The 16143-nt window shown below is 67.1% G+C and carries 14 protein-coding genes; 1 reads left to right on the top strand and 13 read right to left on the bottom strand.

Features of this window, described 5'->3' with window-relative positions; translation table 11 throughout:
• Window positions 1–126 precede the first annotated feature (126 nt).
• The 13 genes from BoBH3_RS01260 to BoBH3_RS01200 form a co-directional block, all read right to left on the bottom strand.
• Window positions 127–2082: a MacB family efflux pump subunit gene (locus tag BoBH3_RS01260; RefSeq protein WP_262328938.1), complete on the bottom strand. Its 1956-nt coding sequence runs from the start codon at window positions 2080–2082 to the stop codon at window positions 127–129.
• 2 nt (window positions 2083–2084) lie between these two features.
• The gene (locus BoBH3_RS01255) at window positions 2085–3293 is read right to left on the bottom strand and encodes an efflux RND transporter periplasmic adaptor subunit (protein ID WP_262328937.1); all 1209 of its coding nucleotides are present in this window, start codon (window positions 3291–3293) and stop codon (window positions 2085–2087) included.
• Window positions 3290–4738: an efflux transporter outer membrane subunit gene (locus tag BoBH3_RS01250; RefSeq protein WP_262328936.1), complete on the bottom strand. Its 1449-nt coding sequence runs from the start codon at window positions 4736–4738 to the stop codon at window positions 3290–3292. The genes BoBH3_RS01255 and BoBH3_RS01250 overlap by 4 nt, the downstream gene beginning before the upstream one ends.
• Before the next feature lie 151 nt (window positions 4739–4889).
• Window positions 4890–5573 (bottom strand): cysteine hydrolase, encoded by a 684-nt coding sequence (locus BoBH3_RS01245; RefSeq protein WP_262328935.1) that lies wholly within the window; start codon window positions 5571–5573, stop codon window positions 4890–4892.
• 62 nt (window positions 5574–5635) lie between these two features.
• A complete protein-coding gene (locus tag BoBH3_RS01240; protein ID WP_262328934.1) occupies window positions 5636–7069 on the bottom strand; it encodes an NAD-dependent succinate-semialdehyde dehydrogenase in 1434 nt (477 codons plus the stop codon).
• Between the two features lie 147 nt (window positions 7070–7216).
• Window positions 7217–8326 (bottom strand): alpha/beta hydrolase, encoded by a 1110-nt coding sequence (locus tag BoBH3_RS01235; protein ID WP_262328933.1) that lies wholly within the window; start codon window positions 8324–8326, stop codon window positions 7217–7219.
• Entirely contained in the window at window positions 8313–9014 is a 702-nt protein-coding gene (locus BoBH3_RS01230) for an ABC transporter ATP-binding protein (protein WP_262328932.1), read from the bottom strand. Before BoBH3_RS01230 ends, BoBH3_RS01235 begins: the two co-directional genes overlap by 14 nt.
• Entirely contained in the window at window positions 9014–9766 is a 753-nt protein-coding gene (locus BoBH3_RS01225) for an ABC transporter ATP-binding protein (RefSeq protein ID WP_262329646.1), read from the bottom strand. The genes BoBH3_RS01230 and BoBH3_RS01225 overlap by 1 nt, the downstream gene beginning before the upstream one ends.
• A gap of 11 nt (window positions 9767–9777) precedes the next feature.
• Window positions 9778–10803 carry a branched-chain amino acid ABC transporter permease gene (locus BoBH3_RS01220; protein ID WP_262328931.1) on the bottom strand — a complete coding sequence of 342 codons (1026 nt, stop codon included), beginning with the start codon at window positions 10801–10803 and terminating at the stop codon, window positions 9778–9780.
• On the bottom strand, window positions 10796–11710 hold the full coding sequence (locus BoBH3_RS01215; RefSeq protein ID WP_262328930.1) for a branched-chain amino acid ABC transporter permease: 915 nt from the start codon (window positions 11708–11710) through the stop codon (window positions 10796–10798). The genes BoBH3_RS01220 and BoBH3_RS01215 overlap by 8 nt, the downstream gene beginning before the upstream one ends.
• A gap of 166 nt (window positions 11711–11876) precedes the next feature.
• On the bottom strand, window positions 11877–13040 hold the full coding sequence (locus tag BoBH3_RS01210) for an ABC transporter substrate-binding protein (protein WP_262328929.1): 1164 nt from the start codon (window positions 13038–13040) through the stop codon (window positions 11877–11879).
• 214 nt (window positions 13041–13254) lie between these two features.
• The gene (locus tag BoBH3_RS01205; protein WP_262328928.1) at window positions 13255–13806 is read right to left on the bottom strand and encodes a 3-hydroxyanthranilate 3,4-dioxygenase; all 552 of its coding nucleotides are present in this window, start codon (window positions 13804–13806) and stop codon (window positions 13255–13257) included.
• 32 nt (window positions 13807–13838) lie between these two features.
• Window positions 13839–14819: a dihydrodipicolinate synthase family protein gene (locus BoBH3_RS01200; RefSeq protein WP_262328927.1), complete on the bottom strand. Its 981-nt coding sequence runs from the start codon at window positions 14817–14819 to the stop codon at window positions 13839–13841.
• Between the two features lie 109 nt (window positions 14820–14928).
• Between BoBH3_RS01200 and BoBH3_RS01195 the strand changes: the two genes are divergently transcribed.
• Window positions 14929–15837 (top strand): LysR family transcriptional regulator, encoded by a 909-nt coding sequence (locus tag BoBH3_RS01195; RefSeq protein WP_262328926.1) that lies wholly within the window; start codon window positions 14929–14931, stop codon window positions 15835–15837.
• Window positions 15838–16143: the final 306 nt, after the last annotated feature.

Raw genomic sequence — 16143 nt, 5'->3', positions numbered from 1 at the left:
CAGCCTCCATGATCGTGCCCGCGGCCATGATCATGCTGGCGCTACGGGCACCCGGTTTCGGAGAGGCCACGGCTCTGCCGTGCAAAGATATCAACCGGCGAAGGGGCGAGGTGTTCCGCTTAAATCTTAATCCCGCGCCAATGCCGTGACAGGGTCGAGCTTTGCGGCGTTGCGGGCCGGCAGGAAGCCGAATGTCAGGCCGATCAGCGTCGAGCAGGCGATGGCGACGGCGAAGGCCTCGCCCGAGTAGATGAAGCTCATCTGTGAGCCCGAGACCTCGAAGGCGAAGCCGACCGCCAGCGCCAGCAGGATGCCGAGCCCGCCGCCGATGAAGCAGACCAGCGAGGCCTCGATCAGGAATTGCTGCATGATGTCGCTGCGTCGTGCGCCGACCGCCATGCGCAGGCCGATTTCGCCGGTGCGTTCGATCACCGAGACCAGCATGATGTTCATCACGCCGATGCCGCCGACCAGAAGCGAGATGACCGCGATCGACGAGATCATCAGCGTCATGGTCTGCGTCGTGCTGGTGATGGCGTTGCGGATCTCATCCTGATTGAAAATGAAAAAGTCCTTGGCGCGATGGCGGTGGGTGAGGAGCTCCGTCACCGCCTCCTGCGCTGCCGCCATCGGCGTCTCATCGTCGATGCGCAACATGATGCTGCGCAGCGAGAGATCGCCCAGGAAGCGGCCCTGCACGGTGGTGTAGGGCAGGAAGACCTGCGGATTCTGGCTGCCGCCGAAACCGCCCTGCTGCTGGCGCATCACGCCGACGATGCGGCAGGGCACCGAACCGACGAGGATCACCGTGCCGATCGGGTTCACCGTGCCCTGTGGGAAGAGAACGCCCTGAGCGTTCTCGTCGATCACCACGTCCTGCGCCAGCGCGCGAATGTCATTGGCATCGAAGAAGGAGCCGCGCAGGAGCACGCTGCCGCGCACGTCGAAATAGCTTTCGCCGACGCCATTCACGAGGGCGTTCGCCTCGACGTTGCCGAGGCGGATTGTGCTGCTCGTCGTCACGGTCGGCGTTACGCTCGCGGCATAGGGCTGACCTGCGAGGACCTGTGCATCGAGCACGGTCAGCGTGCGCACCCTGGTGGAGCGGGTGTCGCCGAAGCCGGCGCCGGGGAAGATCTCCAGCGTGTTGGTGCCGAGGCCCGAGATGTTCTGCAGCACACGCTGCCTCGCCCCCTCGCCAAGCGCGACGACGCTGACCACGGCGGCGATGCCGATGACGATGCCGAGCATGGTCAGCGTGGTACGCAGCTTGTGTGCGGTCATGGCGCGCACCGCCATGCCGAAGGCCTCTTTGAGCCGCCCGAAGGCCGCGCGCAGCCGGCCGGACGGCGGCGGCGGGACCGGGGAGGGCGGCGGGACCTTCTCCGAAGGCGGCGCTGTCACCCGATCGGCGATGATCCGGCCGTCGCTGAGTTCGATGATGCGGCGGGCCTTCGCCGCCACGTTCATGTCGTGGGTGACGAGGATGACGGTGTGGCCCTCGCGGTTGAGCTCCTCGATCAGGGCGAGCATCTCCTCGCCGCTCTTGCGGTCGAGGGCGCCGGTCGGCTCGTCGGCGAGCAGCACGCGCGCGCCGTTCATCAGGGCGCGGGCAACCGAGACGCGCTGCTGCTGGCCGCCGGAAAGCTCGGAGGGTCGGTGCGTCATGCGCGGGCCGAGGCCGAGCCGCTCCAGCAGCAGCGCGGCCCGGCTCTGGCGCGGGCCCGGCGGGATGCCGGCATAGATCGCCGGCACCTCGACATTGGCGAGTGCCGTCAGCTCCGAGAGCAGGTGGTAGCGCTGGAAGACAAAGCCGAAATATTCGCGCCGGAGCCGCGCCAGCTCGTCCGGCTCGAGCTCCCGCGTCGGGCGGCCGTCGATCTCGTAGCTGCCGCCGGTCGGCCGGTCGAGGCAGCCGATGATGTTCATCAGCGTCGATTTGCCGGAGCCCGATTGCCCGACGATGGCGACCATCTCGCCGGCCTCGATGACGAGATCGGCGCCGTCCAGCGCTGCGACCGCAGCCTCGCCCTCGCCGAAATCGCGCCTGACGCCGCTGAGCCGGATGAGCGGAACGCCCACCGTCAGAATCCGAACGGAGACCGGCGCGCACGCGGGGCGCGCGTGGCGTCGGGGCCGCCGGAGGCGCGGGTGGTGACGACGCGCTCCCCGGCCTTCAGCCCGTCCTTGATCTCCGCCACGATCTTGTTGTCGAGGCCGACCGTGACGCGGCGCGACGTCGGCTTGCCGTCGGCGTCCAGCACGTCGACGAAGGTATTGGGGCCGCGGCGGCGGATGGCGGTCGAGGGGATGGTGACGACGTTCTGCGCCCGGCCGACGATCACCGTGACCTGGGCCGTCATCGAGGTCATGAGCCGCCCTTCCGGGTTCGGCACCTCGAAGAGGGCGTTGTAGTAGACGGCGCTGGTGCTGGACGAGGAGGAGGAACTGCTCGCAGTCGAGGAACTGGTGGTGTTCTGAGTCTTCAGCGTGTCGGGGGCAGGCTCGACGAAGGAGATCTTGCCTGGGAAGCGCTGGTCCGGCGCGCCGAGCACGCTGAAATAGACCTCCTGCCCGGCCTTCACGCGCAGTACGTCTGCCTCCGAGATCTTGGCCTTGACCGTCATGGTCGAGACGTCGCCGAGCACCACGATGGTAGGGGCGGTCTGCGTCGCGTTCACCGTCTGGCCCTCCTGCGCGACGAGGGCGAGCACGGTGCCGGCGCTGGGGGCGGTGATCTTGGTGTAGCCGAGATTGGTGCGGGCGTTCTCGACCTTGACCTGGCTCGAGACGATCTGCGCGTCGAGCGACTCGATCTGGGCGCGGGTGGTGTTCACGGTCATCTCGGCGTTTTCGTAGGCGTCACGCGAGACGGCGTTCTGGCCGACCATCTGCCTCTGCCGGACGAGCACGGATTCCGCATAGGCCAGGCTGGCAGTGCGTTCGGCGCGCTGGGCCCTGAGCGCGGTCAGGTCGGCCTCGGCCGAGCGCAGCGCGTTCTGCTGCGGGATGCCGTCGATCTCGGCGACGAGGTCGCCCGCCTTCACATTGTCGCCGAGCTTGACCTTGAGCGAGATAATTCGGCCCGTGGCCTGAGCGCCGACATTGACCTGCCGGATCGGCTCGAGCGAGCCGGAGGCCAGCACCGCCTCCTCGACATTACCGGTCGTGGCCTCGACGCTCGGCAGGGCGACGGTCTCCGTCTGCGCCTGCTGGCGCGACTGCCACCAGTAGTAGCCGCCGCCGGCTGCGGCGAGGATCATGACGGGCAGGACAAGGCGGCGCAGCCTCATGGTTGCGGGGCCTCCACGGGAAGGATGCGCAGGCGCGGGCCGGTCTGCCCGTCGACGACGGCCGGCACCTCGACATTGACGGGCTTGAGCCAGCCGCCGCCGAGCGCCTTGTTGAGCGCGATGAACTGGGTGGCGAGCGTGACGCGGCTGTCGATCAGCGATTGCTCGGCGGAGTAGCTCGTGCGCTGCGCCTCCAGCACGTCGAGGAAGCTCGCATTGCCGGAGGTGTAGAGCGCGCGTGAGAGCCGCTCTGCCTCTTTCGAAGCGGTGGCGGCCTCAGTGAGGCTCGCGATCCTGAGGCGCTCCTGGCGCAGGCCGACCAGTCCGTCCTCGACATCCTGAAGCGCGGTCAGAACTGCCAGGCGAAGCGCCGCATCCTGCTGGTCGCGGCTGGCGCGCGCGGCATCGACCGCGGCGGCCAGTTCGCCGCCGTTGAAGATCGGCACGCTCAGTGTCGGGCCGAAGGACCAGCCGATGGCGCTGTTCTTGGCGAGGTCGCCCAGCTTCAGAGCCGAGGTCGAAATGCTGCCGGTCAGCGAGATCGAAGGATAGCGGTTGGCCTCCGCCTGCCCGATCTGGGCCGTCGCCTGGGCGAGCTGGCGCTCGGCGGAGCGCACATCCGGCCGGCGGCGCAGCACATCGGCCGGGATGCCGGCGCGCGGCGGGGCGGGCGTGGCCGGCACGGCGGCGGCGCGGGCGAAGAAGCGCGCCATGGCGGCGGGCGGCCGGCCGGCCAGCACGGCCAGCCGATGCTGGGCTTGGGCGAGCGAGGCTTCCAGCGCCGGAATCTGCGCCTCGGTGCTGGCTGCCTGGGCGGTCGCGCGGGAGGTATCGATGGCGGAGATGTCGCCGGCACGGAAGCGCGTGCGGGTCAGCTCCTCGGTCTCGCGCTGGGTGCGTGCCGTTGAGCGGGCGAGCGCGATGCGGGCCTGCAGCCCACGCGCCTCGACATAGGTGGAGGCGACGTCGCCGATCAGCGTCAGCATCGCGGTATCGAGATTGTCGAAGGCTGCGTCAGTGCCGTAGGTCGCGGCCTCGACGGCGCGATCACGCGCGCCGAAGAGGTCGATCTCCCAGGAGGCGTCGAAGCCGGCGCGGAAGCTGTTGCGCGTCACGATCTGGGAACGGGAGCGGGTGGCGGTCGCGCCGCCGTCGACCTGCGGGAAAAGAGCGCCAACGGCCTGCTCGCGGGTGGCCCGGGCCTCGCGGATACGCGCCTTGGCCTGCGCGACATCGAGATTGCCGGCGATGGCCTCGTCGATCAGCGCGTTGAGGGTGGGGTCGCGGAAACCGCGCCACCATTCGGACGGTTTGGCTGCCTTGGGTCCGCTTGATGCAGCGCTCCAGCGCTGCGGCAGTTCGAGCGCGGGCGGCACATAGTCCGGCCCCACGGCGCAGGCGCCGAGGCCCAGCGCCAACGCGGCCATGGTTGCGGAGCGAATCATCGCGGCCAGAATGCCGGGAAAACCCGTGCCCGGCACCTCTCAGCCGCATCCATACGCAAGATTCAGTCCCTATAGCCAGTCGTCGAACTCTGCCCTTGGCAGAATGGCCGGGAGATGGCTATCAGATTACCGATCTGTCAGACAGGGTCCGTCATGTCGCGGCGCGCATGCGTGCGACGACCTCGTCACTGGTCATCACGTCTCCGAATTGCTGGATGACGTTCTCGAGCGCCGAGCGATGCTCGTCGTCGGACAGCGCCGCGCAGCAATCCTCGACCATGACCCCTCTGAAATCGAGCATCATGGCGTCGCGCAATGTCGACTCGCAGCAGATATTCGTCTTGGTCCCTGCGATGAGCAGCGTGTCGATACCCATGCTGCGCAGGATGCGTTCCAGCTGCGAGGAGCCGGCGATCATGGCGCTATAGCGGTTCTTCAACACGATCCTGTCGGCAGGATCGACTTCGAGCTCCTTCCAGACGCTCTGGCGTTCCGCTCCGAGGCTTTCGATCGTCCGCGCGCGGACTTCATTGGCGACGAAGCCGTTGAAGAACAGCTCCCAGTCGGATCGCCCGGCGCTCTGGTTGTTGGCATGAAGCACCCACATCACCGGCACGCCCAGCGGCCGCAGCGCAGCGGCGAGCTTGTTGATGGGGGCCACGATGCCGCGTGAGGCGGCGACCTCGGCCGGGGCACCGGGTTCGCAGAACGTATTCTGCATGTCGATGACGATGAGCGCGCTACGGGCGGGATCGAGGCTGTCGAACGGATGCAGCCGGCCGCGCCGCGCCATCACCCGGTCGATGATCTCCTGCCTGATCGTTACGCCATGCATCGCCGTATCCTCGTTCACCCGAACCGCAACCGGTGTCGCCGAGCAGGCTCGCCCGGCGTGCCTCAAATGACCATACGGTGAGACAGGGTCTTCACAGTCATGTAGTGGTGCAGGCCCTCGGCGCCGCCCTCGCGGCCATAGCCGCTGTCCTTGACGCCGCCGAAGGGCACCTCTGCGACAGAGGCCTCCAGCGTGTTGATCGAGACATTGCCGGCCTCGATGCTCTCCGCCAGCAGGTCGGCACGGGCGGCCGAATGGGTGAATGCGTAGGCCGCGAGCCCGAAGGGCAGCGAATTGGCCTTCTCGATCGCCTCCTCGACGGAGCGGACCGGGTTGATGATCGCCATCGGGCCGAAAGGCTCCTCGCGCAGAGCGCGGGCATCGTCCGGCAAGTCGGTCAGAACGGTCGGAGGGAAGAAATAGCCGCGATTGCCGATGCGCTCGCCGCCGGTCAGCACGCGCCCGCCTCGGGCCCGTGCATCTGAAGTCAGCGCTTCCAGCGCCTCGATGCGACGGTGATTGGCGACGGGGCCCATCTCGGTGTTTGCGTCGAGCCCGTTTCCCACCGTCACGGCCCGGGCCTTCTCGACGAAGGCCCGCGTGAACTGCTCGTAGATGTCCTGCTGGACGAAGAAGCGGGTCGGTGAAGTGCAGACCTGGCCTGCGTTGCGGACCTTTCGGGTGGCCGAGAGGTGGGCCGCTGCGACGGGGTCTACATCGTCGCAGACGATGACCGGGGCATGGCCCCCGAGCTCCATCAGCACCGGCGTCATGTGTCGTGCCGCGAGTTCCGAGAGATGCTTGCCCACCGCGGTCGAGCCGGTGAAGGCGACGAGGCGGGTCTGCGCCTTGGGGATCAGGTACTCGGAGATTTTCGCCGGCACGCCGAAGACGAGGTTGAAGACGCCGGGCGGCACGCCGGCATCGTGCAGGGCGCGGGCGATGTGGAGCGCGCCGGCAGGCGTTTCCTCTGCGGCCTTGATGATGATCGAGCAGCCGGCGGCGAGCGCGCCCGCGATCTTGCGGCAAGGCTGACTCATCGGGAAGTTCCAGGGCGAGAAGGCGGCGACCGTCCCGACCGGCTGATGCATCACGAGATAGCGGATGCCGGGCTCGCTCGGGACGATGCGGCCATAGGCGCGCTGTCCCTCGCCCGCATCCCATTCGAAGAACTCGGCGCCGCGAACCACCTCGAGGCGCGCCTGCGCCAGCGGCTTGCCGTGCTCCAGCGTGATGGAGTGAGCGATCTCCTCGGCCCGCTCGCGCATCAGGGCGGCGGCCTTCAGCATGATCTCGGCGCGGGTGCGGGGGGCGGTGCGGCTCCAGACCTTGAAGCCCTCGGCGGCGGCGGCGAGCGCGTCGTCAAGATCGGCATGGGAGGCGAGTGGAACCGCGCCGATGATGCTCTCGTCCGCCGGGTTCAGCACGGGCTGCTCCTCGGCCGTCTTCCGCCAGGCGCCGCCGATATAGAGCTTGAGATCGGGGTAGGTCGTCATGAAGGCCTCGGGGCTCGGCTTCGCCGTGTTTCAGGCTGACGATAGGAGGCGGCGCATTCTGCGATCTAGCTGGATAAATCAGATAAATTCAGATTGTTTTTATTATGGGTCGCAAGGGCTCGCCGCGCTGTCCGAGCTTGAATTCGATCAGCCCTCGGCCGTCCGTAACGCCAGCTTCAGCAGCGCCCCGCCGTTCAGCCCTTCGAGCATGCTGAAATGGTGGCCCGGGCAGATGAGTGGTGCTGGTGTCTGCCAGGTCGCGGCCAATGCAGCCGACTGTGCCTTGAAGGCGTCGCTCTCGGCCTCGCCGACCGCGAGCGCGATGCGTGTGGCCGGTGGGCGCGGCCGGGCGATGGGGCTGAGGCGGGTGGCGCGGGCCTCGTTGTCGAGGCCGAGCAGGCGGCCGAGCGGAAGGTGCCCGAGCGGCTTCAGGTCATAGAGGCCGGAGAGGAGCAGGGCCGAGGCGATCGGCGGTGCTTCGTCCGCGCAGAGAACCATGGCTGCGAGATGGCCGCCCGCCGAATGGCCGGAGAGATGCAGGCGCGTGGCATCGAGGCCGAGCGCGTCCGCCTCGCGGACGAGAAAGTTCAGCGCTGCGACGCTCTGGGCGAGGCTCGCTTCCAACGGGGTCTCGGGAGCCAGCCCGTAATTCGGCATGGCGACGGCATAGCCGGCATCGAGCAGGCCCTGCGAGAACTGGGCGTGCTGCAGCTTGTCGGAGGCCTGCCAGTAACCGCCATGGATGAAGACGAGGATCGGTGCGCGTGCCTTGCCCGCGGGGCGGTAGAGATCAAGCGTCTCGAAACGGCTTGGGCCATAGGCGAGATCGAGCCCGGCATGGTCGGCCTGGAACGCTGCGCCGTCGCGGCTCCATTGCCGGAACAGTGCCTTCATGTCGGCCTGCAGGCGGGGGCTGTATTGCCGGCCGAGCTCGCGCAGGGGGTAGCCGTCGACGGTGACGTCCGGCAGCGGCTGCGCGGCGGCATGGCGGGCGCGGATCGTGAGGCCGGGCTCTGCCGCCGGCTTGAGCGCGATCGGCGGGCGGAAGCCGGCGAAGACCTCTCGATAGGCAAGCTCGACCGTGTGGCGCGAGAGATTGAAAGCCTCAGGGCTGTCGGTCTCCCAGAGCATCTCCCGAAGATGATGTGGGCCGCAACCGGCGGCGATCAACCCGGCGAGTATGTCGCTCAACGCATCGCGCAGGGCCTCGACGGGATCGCCCGCGGCGCTGTGGGCGACAATCTCAGACTCCGACATAGCGATGCACCAGCTCCGCATTCTCCGCGAGATCGGCGCTCGACCCCGACCAGACCGTGCGGCCCTTCTCGATGATGTAGTGCCGGTCGGCGATGCGCTTCAGCACGTTGATGTTCTTGTCGATCAGCAGGATCGACTGGCCCTGCGCCTTCAGTGCCTCGATGCAGCCCCAGATCTCTGCGCGGATGACGGGCGCCAGCCCCTCGGTCGCTTCGTCGAGGATGAGGAGCTTGGGGTTGGTCATCAGGGCGCGGCCGACCGCGAGCATCTGCTGCTCGCCACCGGAGAGGGTACGGGCGGACTGGCCGGCGCGCTCCTCGAGGCGGGGAAAGAGTGCGTAGACTTGGCTTAGCGTCCAGGGCGAGGAGCGCTTCAGCCGGTTGGAGGCGGTGGCGACGAGGTTCTCGCGTACGCTCAGCGTCGGGAAGACCTGCCGGCCTTCCGGCACCAGGCCGATGCCGCAGCGGGCGATCTTCTCGGGCGCGATGCCGGCCACGGCCCGGCCCTCGAAGCTGATCTCCCCGCCTTTCGGTGCGAGCAGCCCCATGATCGAGCGGACGGTCGTGGTCTTGCCCATGCCGTTGCGGCCGAGCAGCGTCACGACCTCGCCCTCCGCGATGTCGAGCGCGACATCGAACAGGACCTGGCTCCTGCCATAGGCCGATTGCAGGCTGCGCACGCTCAGCATCAGGCGTCTCCCTCGCCGAGATAGGCGGTGCGAACCTCCGGGTTGTCGCGAATCTCGGCGGCGGTGCCGGTCGCGATGACGCGGCCATAGACCAGCACGGAGATGCGGTCCGCCAGCGCGAAGACGGCGTCCATATCGTGCTCGACCAGCAGCATGGTGACGCGGCCCTTCAGCGCCAACAGCATCGCGACCATCTGCTCGCTCTCGGCATGGCCTAGGCCGGCCATCGGCTCATCGAGCAGTAGCAGGCGTGGCTCGCTGGCGAGCGCGATGGCGAATTCGAGCTGCTTCTGCTCGCCATGGGAGAGGTCGGCGACCTTGACCTCGGCGCGGTGGCTCAGGCCCGCCGTGGCGAGATGCTGGCGGGCGCGGGCGCGCAGGCCTTCGTCGCGACGGGCGTTGGCGAAGAAGCGGAAGCTGTGCCCCTCATGCGCCTGCACGGCGAGCGCGACATTGTCGAGCATGGTGAAGTCGGGCAGGAGCTGGTTGATCTGGAAGGTGCGTCCGAGGCCGCGGCGCACGCGCTGCACCGTGGTCAGCCCGCCGATCTCCTCGCCCTCCAGGCTGATCGCGCCCTCGTCATGGGTCAGTTCGCCGAAGAGCTGGGTGATCAGCGTAGTCTTGCCGGCGCCGTTGGGGCCGATCAGGGCATGGATCTCGCCATCGAGCACGTCGAGATCGACGCCGTCGGTGGCGATGAGCCCGCCGAAGCGTTTGCGCAGGCCGCGCACGGACAGCAGCGTCCCGGTCATGGTGCGCTCTGTCATGGCGCGCTCCTGCCGCCGAGGCCGAGCCGGGCCAGCAACCCGCTCAGTCCGCCCTGCGTGAAGAGCACGACCAGCAGCAGGATCGGCCCGAGCACGATCTGCCAGTGCTCGGTCCAGCCCGTCAGCACCGTCTCGAGGATGACGAGGGCGCCGGCGCCGAGCAGCGGGCCGAGCAGCGTGCCGACGCCGCCGAGGATGACCATGATCATCAGTTCGCCCGACTTGGTCCAGTGCAGCATGTCCGGGCTGACGAAGCGCAGGTAGTTCGCCATCAGCGCGCCCGCGAGGCCGGCGCCCATGCCCGAAATGACGAAGGCGGCGAGCTTGTAGCGATAGGGCGCGATGCCGATCGCGGCCATGCGCCGCTCGTTCTGGCGGATGCCGGCCAGCACCATGCCGAAGCGCGAGCCCACAATGCGCCAGAGCACGAGGAAGACCAGCGCGGTGAGGGCGAGGCAGATGAAATAGAAGGTCACGTCGTCGCGCGTGTTGAGATCAAAGAGTGCGTTGCGGCGGCGGATCGTCATGCCGTCATCGCCGCCATAGGCCTTCAGCGAGACGAAGAAGAAGAACAGCATTTGCGCGAAGGCGAGCGTGATCATGATGAACTGCACGCCGCTCGTGCGCAGGCTCAGCGCGCCGATGATGCAGGCGAAGAGCCCCGCGACGAGGATCGCGGCAGGCAGCGTGATCAGGAGCTGATCCGTGCCGGGGATGAAGCCGAGGAAAAGCGCGTCATCCGCGAAGGTCCGGTAGAGGATGCCGACGGCATAGCCGCCAATGCCGAAGAAGGCGGCGTGGCCGAACGAGACCATGCCACCGAAGCCGAGCGCGAGGTTCAGGCTGGCGGCGGCGATGGCGTAGATCAGCACGCGCGTCGCCAGCGGCACCAGGGCCGGCTGGCCGATAGCCTTGACGATGAAGGGCAGGGCGATGAGCGCGGCGGCGAGCAGGAGCAACCCGATGGCGCGGCCCAGCGCGGGCGTCGCGGCGCGCGTCCGGGGAATGGCGTTGTCAGACATGGGCGGGGAAAAGTCCCTTGGGCCGCACGAGCAGCACGATCGCCATCAGCAGATAGATTCCCATCGAGGCGAGGCCGGCGCCGAGCGCATCGGCCTCCGGGCCGGCCATAACCTGCCGCAGCAGGCCGGGCATGAAGGCGCGTAAGCTCGTGTCGACGAGCCCGACGATCAGCGCGCCGAAGAAGGCGCCGCGGATCGAGCCGACGCCGCCGATGACGACCACCACGAAGGTCATGATCAGGATCTGCTCGCCCATGCCGACCTGCACGGCGAGGATCGGCCCGGCCATGAGCCCGGCGAGGCCCGCGAGCAGGGCGCCGAGCCCGAAGACGGCGGTGTAGAGCAGGCGGATATCGACGCCGAGCGCGCGGACCATCTCGCGATGGGTCGCGCCGGCGCGCACCAGCATGCCGATGCGGGTGCGGTTGATGAGCAAATAAAGGCCGAGCGCCACCAGAAGGCCGACCGCGATGATGGCGAGGCGATAGACCGGGTAAGTCAGCCCGGGCAGGAGCTGGACCGAGCCGTTGAGGGCCGGCGGCACCGAGACGAAGAGCGGCTGGCGGCCGAAGAGAAGGGTCACGCTCTGGTTGAAGATCAGGATCAGGGCGAAGGTCGCCAGCACCTGGTCGAGATGGTCGCGCGCATAGAGCCTGCGCAGCACGACGAGCTCCATCACCATGCCGATGATGGCGGCAGCCGCGAGGCCCCCCAGCAGCGCGAGCCACACCGAGCCGGTCTGCGCCGCGACGAAGGCCGAGGCGTAGGCGCCGACCATGTAGAGCGAGCCATGGGCGAGGTTGATCACGCCCATGATGCCGAAGATCAGGGTGAGCCCGGCAGCGAGCAGGAACAGCATCACGCCGAACTGCAGGCCGTTGAGCAATTGTTCGAGAACGAGCGTCATTGCCGCATGCTGGTTTGGGACGAAGGCACCATCGTCATTCTCGCCCTTGTGGCGAGCATCCACGTCTTGAACACGGCCTTCGACCAGCGAAGACATGGATGGTCGGGACAAGCCCGACCATGACGGATGCGTCGTAAAGTGTGGCTGTGAACCGGCGTCGGCCGCTTCAGAGCTTGCAGTCCTTGGCGTAGACGTCGCCGTGGTTGCTCAGGACCTTGCCGACGGTCTTGAGGATCGGCGCGCCGTCCGGACCCTTCTCGGTCTTGAGCGCGTACCAGTCCTGCACCGGGTGCTGGTTCTTGCCGAATTTGAAGGCGCCGCGCACCGACTGGAAATCAGCCTTGGCGAGGGCCGTGCGGAGCGCAGCGACGTCGGTCTTGCCGCCGGTGGCCTTGAGGGCGGAGGCGATGGCGAGCGCCGTGTCGTAGCCCTGGCTGGCGTAGTAGGTCGGCGTCCGGTTGTAGGCCTTGGTCCAGGCCTCCACGAACTTCTTGTTGGCCGGGTTGTCGAAGTCCGTGTTCCAGTGGCTGGTGACGTCGACGCCGAGCGCGGCGTCGCCGACCGCCTTCAGCGTGGTCGCGTCGGCCGAGGGCGCGGCCAGGACCATCGGCACCTTACCGAGCAGGCCGGCCTGCTGGTACTGGCGCATGAAGGCGATGCCGAGGCCGCCCGGATGGAACTGGAAGACGACGTCCGGATTGGCCGAGCGGATCTGCGCCATTTCGGGGGCGAAGTCGGTCTGGTCGAGACGGGTATAGACCTCGCCGACGACCTCGCCCTTGAACAGTCGCTTGAAGCCCGTCAGCGCGTCCTTGCCGGCCTGGTAGTTCGGGGCGAGGATGAAGGCCTTCTTGTAGCCGAGATTGGTCGCGTGCTGCCCGGCGCTCTCATGCAGGCTGTCGTTCTGCCATGACACGACGAAATAATTCTCGTTGCACTCCTTGCCGGCGAAGTTCGACGGTGCGGCGTTGGGGCTGACATAGAGCGCGCCGGAATCGACGATGTCCGGCACGGTGGCGCCGGCGACGTTCGAGAAGACGATGCCGGTCATGATCTTGATGCCGTCGGTCTTCAGCATCTTCTCGGCGATCTGCTTGCCCTGGCCGGGCTTGAGGCCGTCATCCTCGACCATCAGCTCGACGGGGACGCCGCCGAGCTTGCCGCCTTCCATGTCGATCGCGAGCTTGAAGGCGTCGCGGATGTCCTGGCCGAGATAGCCGCCGGGACCTGAGAGCGTGGTGATCATGCCGATCTTGACCGGCGCCTGGGCGAAGGCGGTCGAGGCCGCCAGCGTCGCCGCGATGCCGAGGAGCAATCCGCGCAGTTTCATTGATGGACTCCAGTCGTTCCGTTCTTGCCTCTGAAATGGTTCGACGCGGCGTTTCTGCGCCGCCGCGCTTATGCGTGTTCTTATTCGGATCCGGACGCCGCCCCGGAAGAGGCCGCAGGATTGCTGCGCTTTCTTCCGGATGCAAGGCGGTGCTGCTCATCATTTCAGCACCGCCTCACAAGAAAAGAGAAGTCCGCCTTTCGGCGCGGCGCCTTCAGAGGGCAACCCAGCCCGCAGGCGGCTTCTTGCCAGGGTGGAGGGCGCCGCAATGCTTGCAGGTGCGGGCCTTCTCGTCCGAGAAGAAGGCCTCGTAGAGCGGCGGCAGGTCCTTGACGAGGTCCTTCACCTTGAGCTCGATGCGGTGCACCAGCTCGTTGCATTCGAAGCAATACCACTCGAAGCCATCGACCTGATCGCCATGGCGCGCCGGCTCGACCACGAGCCCGATCGAGCCTTCCTGGGGGCGCTGCGGCGAGTGGCGCACATGCGGCGGCAGCAGGAAGACCTCGCCCTCGCGGATCGTCACGTCGTAGTGCTTCCCGTTGTCGACGACCTTCAGCATCATGTCGCCCTTGAGCTGGTAGAAGAACTCTTCCACCGGGTCGTCATGGAAATCGGCGCGCTGGTTCGGCCCGCCGACCACCATCACCGTCATCTCGCCATCGTCGAACACCTTCTTGTTGCCGACCGGCGGCTTGAGCAGGTGTTCGTGCTCGTCGATCCACTTCTTGAAGTTGAAGGCCTTCAGCCGTCCTTCGGTCGCCATGATCCACCTCTCCCGTTGTCTTTAGTGATCGATCAGCCGGCCTTGGCGAGCGGCGCTGCGCCGGCTTTCAGCCCGCAGGCCTCGAAAGCGGCCCGCGTCGCGGCCTTCTCGGCCTCGGTCAGCTCAAGCATCGGCGGCCGGACGCGCCCGCCGGTCTGGCCGAGCAGATCCTGCCAGTATTTCTGGTGGGCATGCGGCTTCTCGGCCGGACGCGTACCGCGCAGCGCCTCGCGCACCGGGTTCAGGCTGTCGCGGACGGCGCGGGCCTTCTCGGCCTGGCCCGCGAAGGCGAGGTCGGTGTATTCGCGCATGCGCAGGTCATTCGCGGTCTGGAGCAGATAGGGCGGCGAGGAACAGAGATAGAGCTGCCAGCCGAGCTCGAGGATGTTGTCGAGCCATTCTTCCTCGGAGGCGGTGCTGACCAGGATGCGATCGGAGGCGAGCCTTGTCAGCTCCGCATACATCGGCCGTGGCACGCTGTATTTGATCGCGACGACGTTCTCGATGTCGGCGAGCCGGTTGCAGAGCTGCGGCGAGAGCAGGTAGCCCGAATCCGGGTGGCTCCAGAGCGCGATGCCGATATCGACCTTCTCGGCGATGGTCCGGTAATATTCGTAGACCGTCTCGTCCTGCGCCTTGAAGAAATGCAGGATCGGTGCGTGGACGACGATGTAATCGGCGCCGATCTTCTGGGCGTGGCGGGCCAGATCGATCACCACGTCCATGTTCTGGTCGGAGCAGGACATGATGGTCTGGCCGCGCCCGGCCGAGGCCTCGACCGCCAGCTCGAAGGAGCGCTTGCGCTCCTCGACCGACATCGAGAAGAACTCGCCCTGCTTGCCGGCGATGAACAGCCCGTCGATCTTCAGATCGTCCAGCCAGTGGCGGATATTGCCGCGGAAGCCGTCCGCGTCGATGGCGAGGTCGCTCGCGAAGGGGGTCAGCGCCGCCGCCCAGATGCCCTTCATATGGGCGCGGGCATAGGCCTTGGCGTCCTTCCTGGCGTATTTCATGGCCCTGACCCTCGCATTTGGCTGCGATCAGGATGATGAGAGCCGGGCTATACGGCAACTCATAACATTCGTATGAATTCGGAAGCTCTCCTTATAAATCGGGACGTCCATGGCGGTCACGCTGCGCCAGATGCAAGCCTTCCTCGCCGTTGCCGAGCAGGGCACCTTCACCAAGGCGGCCGAGCGGCTGCATATGGCGCAACCGGCGCTCTCACAGCTCGTCAGGGAGCTGGAAAGGGAGCTCGGCATCCGTGTGCTGGACCGCACGACGCGCCGGGTCGAGCTGACCGAGGGCGGGCGCGAATTCCATGGCGCGGCGCTGAAGATCGTGCAGGACCTCGACACGGCGGTTCAGAACGCCAATGGGCTGGCCGAGCGCCGACGCGGGCGGATCGTCGTGGCGGTGCCGCCGCTACTGGCCGCCGTGATCATGCCGCCGGCCATCGTGGCGCTGCAGGAGCGTCATCCCGGGCTGCAGGTCTCGATCATCGATGCGCGCAACGATCTCGTCGTCGAGGCCGTGCGCTTCGGCAAGGCCGATTGCGGCGTGGGCACGTTTTCGGCGCTGGAAGACAATATCGAGCGGCTGCCGCTGGCCCGCGACAGCCTGATGCTGTTCTGCGCCAGCGGCAGTCGCTTTGCCGCGCTGCAGACGGTGCGCTGGGGCGATCTCGCCGAGGAGCCACTGGTCACGCTGACGCGCGACAGCGGCATCCGCCTGCTCGTCGAGGTCGGCTACGAGAGCGCGCAGATCATACTGAAGCCGGCCTTTGAGGTGGCGCAGATCACCACGGCACTCGCGCTGGTCGAGGCCGGGCTCGGCATCGCGGTGCTGCCGACCTATGCACGCGCGGTGGCGCCGGCCTCGGTGCTGTCGCGGCCGCTGGCCGAGCCCTCGATCGCGCGTGACATCGTCATGATCCGCCCCAGCGGGCGGTCGGTGTCGCCGGCGCTTTCGGCCTTCGAGACGCTGCTGCGCCGGTTCGTGCGCCAGCTTGCGCCGAGCGAAGCGGGATGAACAGTCGCTGCAGGCGGTGCCGAACAGCGTTCACACCTTGGAAGTCCGCTTCTACCCTTAATTCATTTTAAAATATTGCCCCTTATCGCAAGGGCATGGTGCCTATTAAGATAGGCGCTCGGAAACGATGCTATATCAATAGCCTGGCTACGAGAGGTAAAAATCTCTCTTTCTTCGGGGACACCAGCGCCGTCTCGCGATGTCGGAAGCTTTGAAGATCAGTATGTCGATGATATCTGACAGAATTTTTGGTCTTTTTGCGGTCTCGCAGAGCAACCCTGAGCTTCTCAGAGAGCAGTATCGCGC

Origin of the sequence: Allobosea sp. BH3 (assembly GCF_025499465.1) — a bacterium.
In the GTDB taxonomy this organism is placed as follows: domain Bacteria; phylum Pseudomonadota; class Alphaproteobacteria; order Rhizobiales; family Beijerinckiaceae; genus Allobosea.
The sequence above is the reverse complement of the archived record's forward strand: the minus strand, read 5'-3'. Positions and strand labels throughout refer to the sequence as shown.

What these genes read in the sequence shown, in the direction of transcription:
- BoBH3_RS01205 (WP_262328928.1), bottom strand. Translation starts at nt 13,806, where the DNA reads ATGGCGACCGAAGGACGGCTGAAGGCCTTCAACTTCAAGAAGTGGATC.
- BoBH3_RS01200 (WP_262328927.1), bottom strand. Translation starts at nt 14,819, where the DNA reads ATGAAATACGCCAGGAAGGACGCCAAGGCCTATGCCCGCGCCCATATG.
- BoBH3_RS01245 (WP_262328935.1), bottom strand. Translation starts at nt 5,573, where the DNA reads ATGCATGGCGTAACGATCAGGCAGGAGATCATCGACCGGGTGATGGCG.
- BoBH3_RS01240 (WP_262328934.1), bottom strand. Translation starts at nt 7,069, where the DNA reads ATGACGACCTACCCCGATCTCAAGCTCTATATCGGCGGCGCCTGGCGG.
- BoBH3_RS01235 (WP_262328933.1), bottom strand. Translation starts at nt 8,326, where the DNA reads ATGTCGGAGTCTGAGATTGTCGCCCACAGCGCCGCGGGCGATCCCGTC.
- BoBH3_RS01195 (WP_262328926.1), top strand. Translation starts at nt 14,929, where the DNA reads ATGGCGGTCACGCTGCGCCAGATGCAAGCCTTCCTCGCCGTTGCCGAG.
- BoBH3_RS01225 (WP_262329646.1), bottom strand. Translation starts at nt 9,766, where the DNA reads ATGACCGGGACGCTGCTGTCCGTGCGCGGCCTGCGCAAACGCTTCGGC.
- BoBH3_RS01230 (WP_262328932.1), bottom strand. Translation starts at nt 9,014, where the DNA reads ATGCTGAGCGTGCGCAGCCTGCAATCGGCCTATGGCAGGAGCCAGGTC.
- BoBH3_RS01255 (WP_262328937.1), bottom strand. Translation starts at nt 3,293, where the DNA reads ATGAGGCTGCGCCGCCTTGTCCTGCCCGTCATGATCCTCGCCGCAGCC.
- BoBH3_RS01220 (WP_262328931.1), bottom strand. Translation starts at nt 10,803, where the DNA reads ATGTCTGACAACGCCATTCCCCGGACGCGCGCCGCGACGCCCGCGCTG.
- BoBH3_RS01210 (WP_262328929.1), bottom strand. Translation starts at nt 13,040, where the DNA reads ATGAAACTGCGCGGATTGCTCCTCGGCATCGCGGCGACGCTGGCGGCC.
- BoBH3_RS01215 (WP_262328930.1), bottom strand. Translation starts at nt 11,710, where the DNA reads ATGACGCTCGTTCTCGAACAATTGCTCAACGGCCTGCAGTTCGGCGTG.
- BoBH3_RS01250 (WP_262328936.1), bottom strand. Translation starts at nt 4,738, where the DNA reads ATGATTCGCTCCGCAACCATGGCCGCGTTGGCGCTGGGCCTCGGCGCC.